The sequence below is a fragment of the Pseudomonas prosekii genome (assembly GCF_900105155.1).
Classification (GTDB): Bacteria; Pseudomonadota; Gammaproteobacteria; order Pseudomonadales; family Pseudomonadaceae; genus Aquipseudomonas; species Aquipseudomonas prosekii.
Window position 1 is genome coordinate 5,421,895 of sequence record NZ_LT629762.1, and the last position, 15,669, is coordinate 5,437,563.

The 15,669-nt window shown below is 59.6% G+C and carries 11 protein-coding genes; 3 read left to right on the forward strand and 8 right to left on the reverse strand.

Annotated features, from left to right (window positions below):
* Window positions 1–17: 17 nt before the first annotated feature.
* On the reverse strand, window positions 18–4,154 hold the full coding sequence (locus BLU01_RS24510; RefSeq protein WP_092280328.1) for a CheR family methyltransferase: 4,137 nt from the start codon (window positions 4,152–4,154) through the stop codon (window positions 18–20).
* Window positions 4,155–4,486: 332 nt separating this feature from the next.
* Entirely contained in the window at window positions 4,487–6,250 is a 1,764-nt protein-coding gene (locus tag BLU01_RS24515) for an L-lactate permease (protein ID WP_092280330.1), read from the reverse strand.
* A 203-nt stretch (window positions 6,251–6,453) separates the two neighbouring features.
* Here BLU01_RS24515 and BLU01_RS24520 point away from each other — a divergent pair, with 203 nt between their 5' ends.
* On the forward strand, window positions 6,454–6,690 hold the full coding sequence (locus tag BLU01_RS24520; protein ID WP_092280332.1) for a hypothetical protein: 237 nt from the start codon (window positions 6,454–6,456) through the stop codon (window positions 6,688–6,690).
* Between the two features lie 13 nt (window positions 6,691–6,703).
* Here the strand turns inward: BLU01_RS24520 and BLU01_RS24525 are convergent, their stop codons facing one another.
* Window positions 6,704–6,964: a hypothetical protein gene (locus BLU01_RS24525; RefSeq protein WP_092280334.1), complete on the reverse strand. Its 261-nt coding sequence runs from the start codon at window positions 6,962–6,964 to the stop codon at window positions 6,704–6,706.
* Window positions 6,965–7,421: 457 nt separating this feature from the next.
* Here BLU01_RS24525 and BLU01_RS24530 point away from each other — a divergent pair, with 457 nt between their 5' ends.
* Window positions 7,422–8,489: a hypothetical protein gene (locus tag BLU01_RS24530; RefSeq protein WP_092281735.1), complete on the forward strand. Its 1,068-nt coding sequence runs from the start codon at window positions 7,422–7,424 to the stop codon at window positions 8,487–8,489.
* A gap of 160 nt (window positions 8,490–8,649) precedes the next feature.
* On the opposite strand, the gene BLU01_RS24535 is transcribed toward BLU01_RS24530, so the two are convergent.
* The 5 genes from BLU01_RS24535 to BLU01_RS24555 all read right to left on the reverse strand — a co-directional run bounded on the left by BLU01_RS24535 (window position 8,650) and on the right by BLU01_RS24555 (window position 14,007).
* On the reverse strand, window positions 8,650–9,747 hold the full coding sequence (locus BLU01_RS24535) for a polyamine ABC transporter substrate-binding protein (RefSeq protein WP_092280336.1): 1,098 nt from the start codon (window positions 9,745–9,747) through the stop codon (window positions 8,650–8,652).
* Window positions 9,748–9,969: 222 nt separating this feature from the next.
* Window positions 9,970–10,854 carry an ABC transporter permease subunit gene (locus tag BLU01_RS24540; protein ID WP_092280338.1) on the reverse strand — a complete coding sequence of 295 codons (885 nt, stop codon included), beginning with the start codon at window positions 10,852–10,854 and terminating at the stop codon, window positions 9,970–9,972.
* Window positions 10,851–11,765 carry an ABC transporter permease subunit gene (locus tag BLU01_RS24545; RefSeq protein ID WP_092280340.1) on the reverse strand — a complete coding sequence of 305 codons (915 nt, stop codon included), beginning with the start codon at window positions 11,763–11,765 and terminating at the stop codon, window positions 10,851–10,853. Before BLU01_RS24545 ends, BLU01_RS24540 begins: the two co-directional genes overlap by 4 nt.
* On the reverse strand, window positions 11,762–12,904 hold the full coding sequence (gene potA / locus BLU01_RS24550; protein WP_092280342.1) for a polyamine ABC transporter ATP-binding protein: 1,143 nt from the start codon (window positions 12,902–12,904) through the stop codon (window positions 11,762–11,764). Before potA ends, BLU01_RS24545 begins: the two co-directional genes overlap by 4 nt.
* Before the next feature lie 341 nt (window positions 12,905–13,245).
* On the reverse strand, window positions 13,246–14,007 hold the full coding sequence (locus BLU01_RS24555; protein WP_092280344.1) for a gamma-glutamyl-gamma-aminobutyrate hydrolase family protein: 762 nt from the start codon (window positions 14,005–14,007) through the stop codon (window positions 13,246–13,248).
* 280 nt (window positions 14,008–14,287) lie between these two features.
* Here BLU01_RS24555 and BLU01_RS24565 point away from each other — a divergent pair, with 280 nt between their 5' ends.
* Window positions 14,288–15,664: a glutamine synthetase family protein gene (locus BLU01_RS24565; RefSeq protein ID WP_092280348.1), complete on the forward strand. Its 1,377-nt coding sequence runs from the start codon at window positions 14,288–14,290 to the stop codon at window positions 15,662–15,664.
* Window positions 15,665–15,669: the final 5 nt, after the last annotated feature.

Genomic DNA, 15,669 nt, shown 5'->3' on the forward strand with positions numbered 1-15,669 from the left:
TGGGCTGGAGGGGCTGGTCAGTCGTTTTTCGCCCGGTGCAGTTCTTCGATGGTGTCGATCAATGCGTCGTACGACACCGGTTTTCCGAGGTGGCGGTCGAAGCCGGATTTGCGTGATTTCTCGACGTCGCTTTCAGCGCCATAACCGGTCAGGGCGATTGCCGGGGTTGCGCGGATATGTGGCAATGCCCGCAGCGCGCGCATCAGTTCGTAGCCGCTCATGCCCGGCATGCCCACGTCAGAAACCACCACGTCGAATTGCCCGGTTTGCGCTGCCGCCAGCGCCTGCTGCGGTTCGCAAAACGCGATGACTTCGGCGTCTTCCATTTCCAGCAGCATCTTCAGCGTCTCCAGCACGTCCGGCGAGTCATCAACCAGCAACACGGTCAAACCGGCCAGCCGCCCGGACTGTTGATCGGCCTGCGCCGCTGGCGTCAGTTGATCATCCGGTTGGCTCAGTGGCAGCAACACGGTGAACGTGCAGCCCAGCCCCAGCCCGGCGGATTTGACCTTGACGCTGCCGCCGTGGGCCTCGGTCAACTGGCGCACCAGTGACAGGCCGATGCCCAGGCCTTCGCGGTGATGCGTCGCGTGCTGATTGGCCGCCTGACCGAACAGGTCAAACACTTCATGCAAGCTGTCAGCGCTCAGGCCCAGGCCGCTGTCCTGCACGTCGAGCCGGGCCATTGCGCCGACGCGCGAGGCGATCAAACGGATCTTGCCGCCCGCCGGGGTGAACTTCAGCGCATTGTTCACCAGGTTCCAGATGATCTGCTCGACGCGCGTCGGGTCGGCGTCAATCATCAGCGCCTCAGGCAATTCAAGCTTCACATCGACGTTCTGGTGCGCGTTGATCACCACTTGATAAACGTCCTGGAGCATCCGGTTCAAATCGACGGTGCTGCGCTTGAGGCGCAGCTTGCCGGTGCGCACGCGGGCGACGTCGAGCAAGTCATCGATGATCCGCGCCTGACTGCTCACGGCATCGCAAATGGTGTTGACGGCTTTTTCCGCCGGAGCGGTCGATTTGATCAGCGGCAAACGCCGCAGCAATTCGGCGTTGAGCTGGATCAGGTTCAGCGGATGCTTGAGCTCGTGGGACATCACCGCGAAGAACTCATCCTTCAAATGGCTGCTGCTCTGAGTCTCGGCCAGTTGCTGGTTTTGCTCTTCATGCAGGCGCTTGTGGCCGGTGAGGTCACGGGCGATTTTCACGTAGCCTTGCAGGTTGTCGCCGCGCAGTAGGGTGACTTCGCCGCTGCAATAAAAGCGCGTGCCATCCTTGTGCAGATGCCAGCGTTCGTCTTCGTTGCGACCCTGAATGCGCACCGTCGACAGCTCGTTTTCCGGGACGCCGGCCGCGCGGTCCTCAGCCGAGAAAATGAAGTCGTAATAAGCGCCTTCGGCCTCGGCTTTGCTGTAGCCGAAGATCAGTTCTGCACCTTTGTTCCACGTGGTGATGATGCCCAATTCGTCGAGCGTGATGATTGCGTAATCGCGGGTGCTTTCGGCGACCAGGCGCATACGTTCCTCGCCCTGGCGCAACTCTTCTTCAGCGGCGTGGCGCTTGGTGATATCGATGAACGTCAGCACCGTGCCGTCGATGTGATCGGCGCTGGAGCGGTAGGGCAGAAGGCGCGCGATGTACCAGCGATTGTCGGTGCTGCTGACTTCGCGTTCGATCATGTTCAGCGATTCGAAAACTTGCGCGGCGTCGCCGACCAAGTCGTCGTAATTGAGCCGATGGGTGATGTCGAGCAACGAGCGCCCGGTGTCCACCGGCAACATGCTGAAGATATCGGTGGCGCGTGGCGTGAACCATTTGATGCGCATGCTGCTGTCGACAAACACCGTGGCGATGTCGGTGGAGGCGATCAGGTTGGTCAGGTAATCGTTGATCTTGTCGGTTTCTTCGACTTTGGTTTTCAGTTCGAAGTTGACCGTCAGCAGCTCTTCGTTGATCGACTGCAACTCTTCCTTGCTGGTTTCCAGCTCTTCGGTGGCCGAGCGCAGTTCTTCGTTGATCGCCTGCATTTCTTCGTTGGAAGCCTTGAGCTCTTCGCTGGAGACTTCCGATTGTTCGATGGTGTCCTGCAACTGCAATTTGGTGCGCTGCAACTCGCGTTCGAGGTTGGACAACACCTGATTTTCGCTTTGCAGCACGGTCGAGCTCGACGCCTCGGACGGGTCGACTTCGACTTCCTCAAACATCAACAGCACCAATTCGCTGTCGGCCTCTTCTTCACGGTACGGGTGCGCTATCAGGTCGATGCGAAAGCTGCGCTCTGCGCGTTTGATCGCCACGGTGCGCGACTTGACGACGTGGCTGCCCTGTTGGGCCTGGAACAGCGTGGTGCGTACTTCGAGGCGTAATTCGGGCAGGATCAGCGTCAGCAGATTGCGCGACAACTCGCCGCCTACATGGCGCAGATAACACCCGGCGCTTTCGCTCATGTGCAGGATGTCGGCGTTGGCATCGACGATCATGCTCGGGGGTGCCGAGTGTTCCAGCGCACGTTGGTGAATGTCGGCGAATGATAATTTGCGCGGCTTGTTGCTGGGCGGTGCCTGACGGGTAATGTCGGTGCGCACATAGCCTCCACGTGGCATGGTCGGAGCCCGGCGGCTGCTGCCGGTGCCGGTTTTGGCGCGGAAGATCCGGTTGCGCTTGTCGACCGGGGCAAACAGGTCGTGGCAGGCGTCGGCGCTTTCGGAGGTGCCCAGAAACAGGAAGCCGCCGGGGCGCAAGGCAAAGTGGAACATCTGCAGGATTTCACGTTGCACCTCGCGATCCAGATAGATCAGCAGGTTGCGGCAAACGATCAGGTCCATGTGCGAGAACGGTGGGTCGGACAACAGGCTGTGCTTGGCAAACAAGACCTTTTCGCGCAGCTCTTTACGAATCCGGTAGTGCTGGTTTTCCTTGCTGAAGTAATGCCGCAAGCGGGTTGGCGGCACATCGGTGACGATCGCTTGCGGGTACAAACCACTGCGGCCGATGCTGATCGCGCGTTCGTCGATGTCGGTGGCAAACAGTTGCAACGCCGCCTCGCTGGCGTCGAGCTGCATCTGATCGTTGAGCAACATCGCCAGGCTGTAGACCTCTTCTCCCGTCGAGCAACCGGCCGACCAGACGCGGATCTCTTCTGTCTCCGGGTGCGCCGAAACGGCAGCGCTGACCAGTTGCGGGACCACGTCGCGTTCCAGCGCTTCAAAGGCTTCGCGGTCGCGGAAGAAATTGGTCACACCGATCAACATGTCGGCGAGCAACGCTTTGGTTTCTTCGGGGCTGGTCAGCAGGAAACGGTAATAAGCCGCGAGGTCGGGCTGCGCGGTGACTTGCATGCGTCGCTCGATGCGGCGCAGCACCGTGGCGCGTTTGTAGTGTTTGAAGTCATGGCCGGTGCCGGCGCGCAGCTGCACCAACACGTCACGCAGCAATTGTTCGGCGGCCACGGCGTCGCGTTCGGCGGCTGAGGCGATGGTTTGCAGGTCGGGATCGTTGGCGGTGGGCAGGCAGATCGCTTTGGCGTTGCGCCATAATTCCAGCAATTTTTGCGGCATCTCGACGACTGGCAGCACCAGATCGACCATCTGCGTTTCAATAGCCGCGCGCGGCATGCCGTCGAACTCGGCGTCTTCCGGCGCCTGGGCGAGGGTCACGCCGCCCTGTTCCTTGATCCGCGACAGACCCACCGCGCCGTCCGAACCGGTGCCGGACAGCACCAGGCAAAACGCGCGCTCGCGGTGCACGTCCGCGAGGTCGCGGAAGAACAGGTCGATGGCTGAGGTCCGGCCCAGGCGCGGGTCGGCAGGGCTGACTTCAAGCCTGCCGTCATCCATGGCCAAGCGGTGCGCGGGGGAAATGACGTAGACGTGATTGCGTTCGATCGCCACCGATTCGGTGACTTGCAGGACCGGCATCTTGGTCGATTCCTGGATGATCTTGTCGGCGATGCTTTCGTGGTCCGGCGACAGGTGCAGGATGATCACGAACGCCATGCCGTTGTCCTGCGGCATGTTCTCGAAAAACAGTTTGATCGCTTGCAAGCCGCCGGCGGACGCGCCAATGCCGACCACGCCGAAGTCCAGTGGGTGCAGCGCCCGTTGCTTGGGTGGCGCAACGTCGGTTGAAGCGTCAGGAGAAGTGGTCATGCCAGTGCCTTGAAAAGGCGACGTCCTGCGCCGCGACAAAATTTATCAGGCTTGCGCCCGATTCGAGCAATCATCGACAGCGCCGTTTACTACCGCAGTCGCAAACAGATAAATGCAGCCGCCGTCACTGACGTGGCGGCGGTGAAAGTCAGCATTCTAAGCGTAAAACGGGTGGAGGTTTAATCGAGGATCTGAATCGACAACTCAACGCGCCCTGGCGTACTGACTCAGTGGTTTAAGCCGGGTCGATTATCAAGGGATAGGCGGCGACAGGGGAAGGTTCCCTGTCGCCCGAAACATAGCCGCACACGCACCAGGCAATGGGTGGGTTTTCAAGGCCCGCCGACCACCATGCTGCTGAACGGCGCGACGTACGCCTGCAACGTCACCAGCCCGCCGACCAGAATCGCCAGCACAATCGAATGGAAGAACACGTAGCGCAAAATCTCGCCTTCATGCCCATACCAGCGGGTGGCGGTGGAGGCGACCACGATGGACTGTGCGTCGACCATTTTGCCCATCACACCCCCGGAGCTGTTGGCCGCTGCCATCAACACCGGGCTGATCCCCAGTTGCTCGGCCGTCACGCGCTGCAAGCCGCCGAACAGCACGTTTGAGGCGGTGTCGGAACCGGTCAGCGCCACGCCGAGCCAGCCGAGCAAGGTGCCGAACATCGGGTAGAAAATCCCCGTCGCGGCAAATGCCAGGCCCATGGTCGCGTCCAATCCTGAATAGCGGGTCAGGTAACCCAGGGCGAGCATCGCGACAATCGTGATCAGCGAATAACGCACCACCCACAACGTTTTCAGATACTGGCGTGCCAATTGCGGGATCGAATACCCCATCAGCAGCCCACCGAAAATCGCCGCGAAGAAAATCCCGCTGCCGGTCGCGGTGAACCAGGTGAATTTGTAGATCGCTTCTTCGGTTTTCGGCTGCGGCACCACCGGCGGCACTTTCTCGATTTGCTGGTGCAACGTGGTGAAGGTCAGCGCCGGGGCGAAGATCGGATTGGCCTCGCGCACTGGTTTGCCTTGCGGGTCGAGCCGCTGCGACTGGGTTTGCGGATCGACCACGGCGCGGGTATCGAACATGTTTTTGAAACCCTGCGTGCCCCAGGCAAACACGAACACCGTGAGGATGATCCACGGCATCCACGCGCGCATCACCGCGGGTTTGGCGTCACCGGCAAACGTGCCGCTGGTCTCGGGTTTCTGCTCGTGCTCGGGATCGATTTTCGAGTTATCGACGCGTCCCGAGAGTGCCGCAGAGGTGTGGATGGTCGCCGGTTTCCAGACCTTGAGGAAACCGGTCAGGCACGCCATGGAGATCAGCGCGGCGATCACGTCCACCAGCATCGGCCCGTGGTAGTTCGAGACGACAAATTGCGGGATGGCAAAACTGACCCCGGCGACCAGAATCGCCGGCCAGATTTCGAGCATTTTGCGCCACCCGGCAAACGCCCAGATCAGCCAGAACGGCACCAGCACCGAGAAGAAGGGCAGTTGCCGACCGACCATCATCGACAGCTCCATTTCGTCCAGCCCGGTGACCTTGGCCAGCGTGATGATCGGCGTGCCGAGCGCGCCAAACGCGACCGGCGCGGTGTTGGCGATCAGCGCCAGGCCCGACGCGGCCAGTGGTGAGAAACCCAGGCCGATCAGAATCGCCCCGGTCACCGCCACCGGCGTGCCAAACCCGGCCGCGCCTTCGAAGAACGCGCCGAAACAGAACGCGATCAGCAGCAATTGCAGGCGCCGGTCGTCGGTGATTCGCGCGAGGGAATCCTGCAACACCTTGAACGAGCCGTTCTCGGTGGTCAGACGGTGCAGGAAAATGATGTTGAGGACGATCCAGCCAATCGGCAGCAAGCCATTGGCCGCGCCGAACAATGCCGCCGAACCGGCCATGTCGGCCGGCATGCCGAACGCAAAAATCGCGATCAACAGCGCTGACGCCAGGGCCATCAACGCCGCCAGATGCGCCTTCACATGGAAAAACGCCAAGGATGCGAGCATCACCACCACCGGCACGGCGGCCATGAAGGTCGATAACATCGGATTGCCGAACGGGTCGTAGATTTGCTGCCAGACCATGTTCCACCTCTGCTTTTTATTGTTGGAGGCGCAGATCCTTTGCGGGTTGACTGCGTGGAGTATAGGTGGCAATTCGCCGCTGTCCTGTTGCAGGTGGTTTCGCGGGCAAATGAGCGATTTCGCGGGATATCGCTGGTCTGCATAGAAGCTACATTGAATAGCTACCAGCGGTTTGAAACGTCAACGACACGAGGAGTAGGGCAATGACCGAGCGCCATCTGGTCCACACGGAAACCCTGTCGAACGGGTGCAGGATTGATGTCAAAGCGAGGATTCTGCGCGATGGCTCGCTGCAGATGTTTATCGGCGTCTACCAGCCGGACGGCACGGTAATCAATGAAGACCATGAGCCCAAGCCGCATCTGCTCGACATGGAGGATGCGTTTGAATGGGCCATCGAACAGGCGCGCACCCTCGGCAACTCGCAGCAGACGCTCTAGGCGTTGCTAGCGATCAGAAGGTGAACTGGCGTGAAGAGAGTTGAGCCAGCTCGGCGTCGAGCAGGTGTTCGACGAGTACGTCATTGAGAAAGCGGAATTGATCGTTGAGCCCGACCACTTCGTTGCTGAAGTGATTGGCGGCCGCGGGCATCAGCAAGGCTTCGAACTGTTTGTCGAACACCAGCGCGAGGTCTTTGCGCGAGACCACGTGCTGCGAATAGTAGTTGCTGCCGAATACCGGGAAACTCACGGCCAGGTTGACGATGCGGGTCATGACGAGTGCTCCTCGGTGTGGCCGATGTCCAGGAAGAAACGTGCAAACAGGGTCAGGGTGACGGCGCTGAGGGCCAGGCAGGTCAGCAGATGAATCAACATGATGTGCCCCTCCGATGCGGGGATGCGTTGGCGATGGGGCTGATGGTGCATCGGGCATTTTTTTTGCGGAAGGCGCGCGTGGCGATGGTGAATATCGATGTGAGTGATGGTTGAGGGAATCGGTGTTCTTGTGGGCCTCATCGCGAGCAGGCTCACTCCTACAGGGATTGGCGCCGTTCACAGATGTTGCGATCACCCCGGCCCCTGTAGGAGTGAGCCTGCTCGCGATGCTTTTCCATCGCCCCATCAACCTCCAGCCACCAGACGAACGGCGAAAATCCTCAACCTATACTCAACTCAATACCTTTATGAGCACCGGGCAATCCGCCCGGCGTCGCCTGCAGGACACCACGATCTTGGACCTGCGTTCGCTGATCGTCGCCGTGTTGTTGGTCTTGGCCGGATGCGCCACGCCTGCGCGCGCGCCGGTGGTTGTCCCGGCGGTCTTCGTCGCGCCCGCCACTTGGCAGCAGGTCGATCGGGAGATCGTCGCCGCGTCCCAATCCGCCACCGAACAGACCAAAATCTACGCCCGTGGCGCCATGGATTACTGGCGCACGCGGGTTTATCAATTGACCGAAGAGAACTTCATTCCTTGGTTCAGCAGCTACTGGACCCAGGAATGGCTGTCGATGAAAGTCAGTTGGTATTCGATCAGTTCCCAGGGTGAGCAGGATGCGTCGGCCAAGCGTTTGGCCGCGTATTTGCTGGAGCAATACCAGCAGCGGGTCTTGGCGCCGGCCGCGATAGAAATTGATCCCGAGGCGATTCTCGGTTTGGCCACGGCGTTCTACGTCGACATCCTCCAGGAGGAATTGCAGCGCATTTCCCAGCGTCACGGCGTGCCGATGGCGCAACTTAATGCTCGCCTGCAGAAAGTCCCGGCGATTGCCCTCGGGCCGCCGCCGGCGCGTAACGCTTCGCTGTATCAGGTGATGCAAGCCGAGCCGTTGAATACGTTGCCGGCGTATGCGGCGCTGATCGACAAGATCCACAAGGCCGGTGGCGACAAGGGCGTTGATTCTACCGATACGGCGATGGCGCCAGTGGCCAAGCGCGCCAGCCAACGCATGGAAGCCGAAATGGCCCCGCGCGGCGCGGCTAGCGCGGTGGCGGCTGCAGCGGGGCGCTTTGCCGGCGGTTTGATCACGGTTGGCGTGGCCGGGATCCGCGCGATTCTTCAGGCCAATGATCGGCCCGACAGTGAAGCGCTGATCCGCAGCAGTCTGGGCAATACCTTCGATAAAGCCTGGACCAAACTGGTGCAAAACCCGACCACCGGGGTGATGGCGGGGACGCTGTACATCGCCGGGCAGGTCGAAGGCAACCTGGCCGGGCGCGCCGAACTACCGTCGGTCAGCTCAAGCAGTGGCGCCATCGATTGGAACCCGCCGCAAGTGACTAGTGAGCAGATTTCCCCGTGATCAATGGCGTTGTGAGATGAACCAGATTATGTGGGGTGAAGCAGATTCTGTGAGGGCGGAACCAGATTTGTAGTTGGCCGAATGGCCGCTGCTGTCCTGAATATCCAGCAGGAATGACCGATCGCTCCCCCGCTCTGCGCGGGAACGATCAGTGCGGTGATTACTTACCGAGTTTGACCCGCGTCCAGCCGCGGGTCATGACGCGTTGCACGCCAATCGGCATGTCGGGAATCGCGTACAGCGTCGCCATTACTGCTTGCGACGGATACGAGCCCGGGTCGTCGCGAATCGCTTCATCCACCAACGGCGTCGCGGCGGCATTGGCGTTGCTGTAGCCGATGTTGTTGGTGATCTCGGCGATGATGTCCGGGCGCATCAGGAAGTTCATGAACAGGTAGGCGTTGTCGACGTTCGCCGCATCCCGTGGGATCGCGACCATGTCATAGAAGCTGCCAGCGCCTTCTTTCGGAATGCTGTAATCGATCTTCACTTTGTCGCCAGCCTCTTTGGCGCGTGCCTTGGCTTGCAACACATCGCCGGAATAACCGACCGCCACGCAGATGTTGCCGTTGGCCAAATCAGAGATGTACTTCGAGGAATGGAAGTACGCCACCGACGGCCGAATCTTCATGAACAGCGCTTCGGCTTCGGCGATTTGCGTTTTGTCCTGCGAGTTCACCGGGTAACCCAGATAGTGCAGGGCGGCCGGCAGCATCTCGGTCGGCGAATCAAGGAAACTGATGCCGCAAGCTTTGAGTTTTTCCGCGTTTTGCGGTTTGAACAGCAAGTCCCAGGAGTTGGTCGGCGCATCGGCACCGAGCACTTCCTTGACCTTGGCCGGGTTGAAACCGATACCGATCGAGCCCCACATGTACGGGAAGGCATGCGCGTTGTCCGGGTCGCTGGCCGAGGCGTTTTTCAGCAGCACCGGATTAAGGTTTTTCCAGTTCGGCAGCTTTGATTTGTCCAGTTCCTGATAGACGCCAGCCTTGATCTGCTTGGCCAGGAAACTGTTGGACGGCACGACGATGTCGTACCCGGATTTACCTGCGAGCAAGCGTGCTTCGAGGGTTTCATTGCTGTCGAACACATCGTAGGTGACGCGGATACCGGTCTCGTTTTCGAACTTTTGCAGTGTGTCCGGGGCGATGTAATCCGACCAGTTATAAACGCGCAAAACCTTGTCGTTGGCCTGGGCAACTGTCGCCATGGCGCCCAATAAGGACAGTGTCAGCAGAGCCCTGCCAAACATTTTCATCGGTACAACTCCATTCTTTTTATTCAAAACACAAGCGTGTGGCGAGTGAGCTTTCTGTGGCGAGGGGGCTTGCCCCCGTTGGGTCGCGAAGCGGCCCCCAAACCTGCAACCGAGGTGTACCAAGGACACCGCGTTCACTGGTTTTACGACGGCTTCGCCGCCGAACGGGGGCAAGCCCCCTCGCCACAGGGTTTGTGTTCACTTGACTGATCAGCAGCGACCTTAGGCCGTTGCTCCGGCTCTTTGGCTGTTGGGTTGTGTCCACGACTCATTGGCCGTCTGGTCCATCGCTTCCTGGATCGCGCGTTTGCGGTTGGCTTCGGCGCGGCGGCTGAAGTACCAGACCATGAACGTAACGATCGACACCGCCAACAGAATCAGGCTCGCCACCGCGTTGATCTCAGGTTTCACGCCCAAACGTACCGCCGAAAACACCTCCATCGGCAGCGTCGTCGAACCTGGCCCGGAAACGAAACTCGCCAATACCAGATCATCCAGCGACAGCGCAAACGACATCATTCCGCCCGCCGCCAGCGACGGCGCGATCATCGGGATGGTGATCAAAAAGAACACCTTCAACGGCCGCGCGCCAAGGTCCATCGCCGCTTCTTCAATCGACAGATCCAGCTCACGCAAACGCGCCGACACCACCACCGCCACATATGCTGCACAGAACGTGGTGTGGGCAATCCAGATGGTGACGATACCGCGTTCCATCGGCCAGCCGATCATCTGCGCCATCGCCACAAACAGCAGCAACAGCGACAGACCGGTGATCACTTCCGGCATTACCAGCGGCGCCGTCACCAGCCCGCCGAACAGCGTGCGACCCTTGAACCGCGTAACCCGCGTCAGCACAAACGCCGCCAGCGTGCCCAGCGCCACCGCCGCAATCGCGGTGTAAAAGGCAATTTCCAGCGAGCGCAACACTGAGCCCATCAGTTGCGTGTTGTCGAGCAAACCGACGTACCACTTGATCGACCAGCCGCCCCAAACCGTCACCAGTTTCGAGGCGTTGAACGAGTAGATCACCAGAATCAGCATCGGCAGGTAGATAAACGACAGGCCGAAAATCAGCATGAACTTAGAAAATCCGAAGCGTTTCATCCCCGTGCCTCCATCTCTTTGGCCTGGCTGCGGTTGAACAGCAGAATCGGCACAATCAGGATCAACAGCATCACCACCGCCAGCGCGGACGCTACCGGCCAGTCGCGGTTATTGAAGAACTCTTGCCACAGCACACGCCCGATCATCAGCGTTTCCGGGCCGCCCAGCAGTTCTGGAATCACGAACTCGCCGACCACCGGAATGAACACCAGCATGCAACCGGCGATGATGCCGTTCTTGGCCAGCGGCACAGTGATTTTCCAGAAGTTGTTGAAGTTGCTCGAACCCAGGTCCGACGCGGCTTCCAGCAGGCTGTTGTCGTGCTTGACGAGGTTGGCGTAGAGCGGCAACACCATGAACGGCAGGTAGGCGTACACCACGCCGATGTACACCGCAGTGTTGGTGTTGAGGATCTCGATCGGTGCCGAGGTCAGCCCGGTCCACATCAGGAACGCGTTGAGCAAACCGTTGTTGCTGAGGATGCCCATCCACGCATACACGCGGATCAGGATCGCGGTCCAGGTCGGCATCATGATCAACAGCAGCAGGACGTTTTGCGTTTCCTTGCTCGCTTTGGTGATCGCATAGGCCATCGGAAAACCGATCACCAGGCACATCAACGTACTCAGCAGCGCGACTTTCAACGAGCCGAGGTACGCCGAGACATACAGCTCATCCTGGGTCAGCAAGCTGTAGTTGCCGAGGTTCAGCAGCAGTTCGAATTTCTGCTCGGCGAAAGTGTAGATCTCCGAGTACGGCGGGATCGCCAGCGCCGCTTCCGAAAAGCTGATTTTCATCACCAGGAAGAACGGCAGCATGAAGAACAGGAACAGCCAGATGAACGGAATCCCGATCACCACTTTGCGCCCGCTGGGGACCAGTCTGAGGAATTGCTGATTGAAGGTTTTCATGAGCGCAGTACCACGCCGCTGTCGTCTTCCCACCACACGTAGACCTGATCGTCCCAGGTCGGACGCGCGCCGCGCCGTTCGGCGTTGGCCATGAACGACTGCACGATTTTGCCGCCCGGCAGTTCAACGTAGAACACCGAGTGGCCGCCGAGGTAGGCAATGTCGTGGACCTTGCCGCGGGACCAGTTGTAGCGAAATTCCGGTTGGGTGGTGCTGACGAGCATTTTTTCCGGGCGGATGGCGTAGGTGATCGACTTGTCCTGCACCGAGGTGCTGACGCCGTGGCCGACGTAAATTTTCTGTTCCAGGTCCGGGCTGTGGATGATCGCGTGACCTTCCAGGTCCTCGACCACGGTGCCGTCGAAGGCGTTCACGTTGCCGATGAATTCGCAGACCATGCGGCTGACCGGCGCTTCGTAAATGTCCACCGGGCTGCCGATCTGCGCGATCCAGCCGAGGTGCATGATCGCGATGCGCTCGGCCATGGTCATGGCTTCTTCCTGGTCGTGCGTCACCATTACGCAGGTCACGCCGACCCGCTCAATGATCTGCACCAGCTCAAGTTGCATCTGCGAACGGAGTTTTTTATCCAGCGCGCCCATCGGTTCGTCGAGCAGCAACAGCTTTGGCCGTTTCGCCAGCGAGCGGGCGAGGGCGACGCGCTGGCGCTGGCCGCCGGACAACTGATGGGGTTTGCGTTTGGCATATTGGGTCATGTGCACCAGACGCAGCATTTCTTCGACGCGGGCGTCGATTTCGCTGGCGGACAAACGATCCTGCTTGAGGCCGAAGGCAATGTTCTGCGCCACCGTCATGTGCGGGAACAGCGCGTAAGACTGGAACATCATGTTGATCGGCCGCTCGTACGGCGGCATGTCGGTGATGTCGACGCCGTCGAGCAGAATCCGCCCTTCGGTTGGTCGCTCGAAGCCTGCGAGCATGCGCAGCAGGGTCGATTTGCCCGAGCCGGAACCACCGAGCAGGGCGAAGATTTCGCCCTGATGGATTTCCAGGGACACGTCGTCCACGGCAACGGTTTCGTCGAACTTCTTGGTCACGCGATCGATTTTCACCAAGACCTTTTTCGGTGCCTGATGACCTTCAAGAGCCTTCCTGTAAGTGCTGGAGGCGTTTGCCATTTGAAACTCCCAACAGGTTTCAGTCGTCGGGCCAACGCGGCCTGACTTAATAGTTGATTGCAAGCCTTGCCGGTACGGATGTCCCTTGTAGGAGCAAAGCTTGCTCGCGATGAGGGCCTGGCAATCGACATCAATGTTGAATGTTCGACCGCCATCGCGAGCAAGCTTTGCTCCTACAGGGGTAATCCATACCGCTCGGGCTTATTCGGCGCCGCCATCCTGGCTGCCTGGTGGTGCTTGTTGTTGTCTTGTTTCGTTTTTTACGCGTGAAGAAGCAGCGCGCGTCGGCGCACCCGCCCGTTCACAGGGGCAGTTAAATCGATGGATGAGGGTTTAAGTCGTCAGCGTTTTTTACGCAGCGCCGCGCGTTGCCGGCACGCGTCGCCAAACGCCTGGAAAATTCTCAAATAAGCAGGGTTGTCCAGCACCTGCCATTCCGGGTGCCATTGCACGCCGAGCGCAAAGGCCTGGCTGTCCACGACCGAAATCGCCTCGATCAAACCGTCCGGCGCCACTGCCTCGCAGCGCAGGCCCGGTGCCAGTCGATCAATGCCTTGGCTGTGAATCGAGTTGACCTGAAATTCGGCCGGCAACTCCAGCGCTTCGAACACGCCGCCGGGCTGCACCGCCACCGCATGGGCCGGTGCGTATTGCACCGCCAACTCGGGACTGTCCGCCTCGCGGTGATCGAGCATGCCGGGCAACTCATGGACCTTCTGATGCAGGCTGCCGCCGAACGCCACGTTCATTTCCTGAAAGCCACGGCAAATGCCCAGCACCGGAACACCGGCGGCAATCGCTGCACGCAATAAAGGAAGGGTAGTGGCGTCCCGCGCCGGATCGTGATCCGTGCCCGGAGCACTGGCGGGGCCTTGATAGTGGAAGGGTTCGACATTGGACGGTGAGCCGGTCAGCAACAAACCGTCGAGCTGCGCGAGCAGGTCGTCGATTTCAGTTAATTGGCCCAGGGAAGGAATGACCACGGGCAACCCCAAAGCCGCGACGCTGACAGCACGCAAGTACTTGTCGCCGCTGACGTGGTAGGGGTGCGGGCCAATCTGTTTGACGCACGCTGTAACGCCGATCAATGGCTTGAATGCCATTTTTATCACCTCGAAGTTTCACACTTGAACGAGCTTTTCCGGAGCTTAGCCTTGTTGATTTTAATTAACAACTCTCATGTAAAAAATTCTAAACGCCGACCGTCCGATGCTTAGGATCTGCGCGGGTCTGGCGCCTTGATTGGCACTCTCGTGCCCATAAAAGGCCCGAAAATAAAGGTTGAAAGGCCAAGTGTTCGCTATTGACTTCACTTTGCCGTTCGGGTTGACTGGCCTCGCTACACCGTAGTGAACATAATAATTAACAGCTAATAGGTGCATCATGTCGGTCCCTCTGCGTACCGTTCAACTCAACGAAGCAAACGCATTCCTTAAGAAATATCCTGAGGTTTTGTACGTCGACCTTCTGATTGCGGATATGAACGGTGTGGTGCGCGGCAAGCGCATCGAACGCACCAGTCTTCATAAGGTTTACGAAAAAGGCATCAACCTCCCGGCGTCGCTGTTTGCCCTGGACATCAACGGTTCTACGGTGGAAAGCACCGGCCTGGGTCTGGACATCGGCGACTCAGACCGAATCTGCTACCCCATCCCCGACACCCTGAGCATCGAGCCCTGGCAGAAGCGCCCAACCGCGCAATTGCTGATGACCATGCACGAACTCGAAGGCCAGCCGTTTTTCGCCGACCCGCGTGAAGTTCTCGCGAATGTGGTGCGCAAATTCGATGAAATGGGCCTGACCATCTGTGCGGCGTTTGAGCTTGAGTTCTATTTGATCGATCAGGACAACGTCAACGGTCGTCCGCAGTCGCCGCGCTCGCCTGTTTCGGGCAAGCGCCCGGTGTCGACTCAGGTGTATTTGATCGATGACCTCGACGAGTACGTCGATTGCCTGCAAGACATCCTTGAAGGCGCGAAAGAGCAGGGCATTCCTGCCGACGCGATCGTCAAGGAAAGCGCCCCGGCGCAGTTCGAAGTCAACCTGCATCACGTCAACGACCCGATCAAAGCCTGCGACTACGCGGTGCTGCTCAAGCGTCTGGTGAAGAACATCGCCTACGACCACGAGATGGACACCACGTTTATGGCCAAGCCGTATCCGGGCCAGGCGGGCAATGGTTTGCACGTGCACATTTCGATTCTCGACAAGGAAGGCAACAACATTTTTGCCAGCGAGGATCCCGAGCAGAACGCCGCACTGCGTCACGCGATCGGCGGTGTGCTCGAGACCCTGCCGGCGCAGATGGCTTTCCTCTGCCCGAACGTCAACTCGTACCGTCGCTTCGGCGCACAGTTTTATGTGCCGAACTCGCCGTGCTGGGGCATCGACAACCGTACCGTGGCGGTGCGCGTGCCAACCGGTTCGCCGGACTCGGTGCGCATCGAGCACCGCGTGGCCGGTGCGGATGCCAACCCGTACTTGCTGATGGCCTCGGTGCTGGCCGGGATTCACCACGGCTTGACCAACAAGATCGAGCCCGGCGCCCCGGTTGAAGGCAACAGCTACGAGCAGAACGAGCAGAGCCTGCCGAACAACCTGCGCGACGCATTGCGTGAGCTCGACGACAGCGAAGTCATGGCCAAGTACATCGACCCGCTGTACATCGATGTATTCGTCGCGTGCAAGGAAAGCGAGCTGGCCGAGTTCGAGAACTCCATCTCCGACCTTGAGTACAACTGGTATCTGCACACCGTTTAACGGGG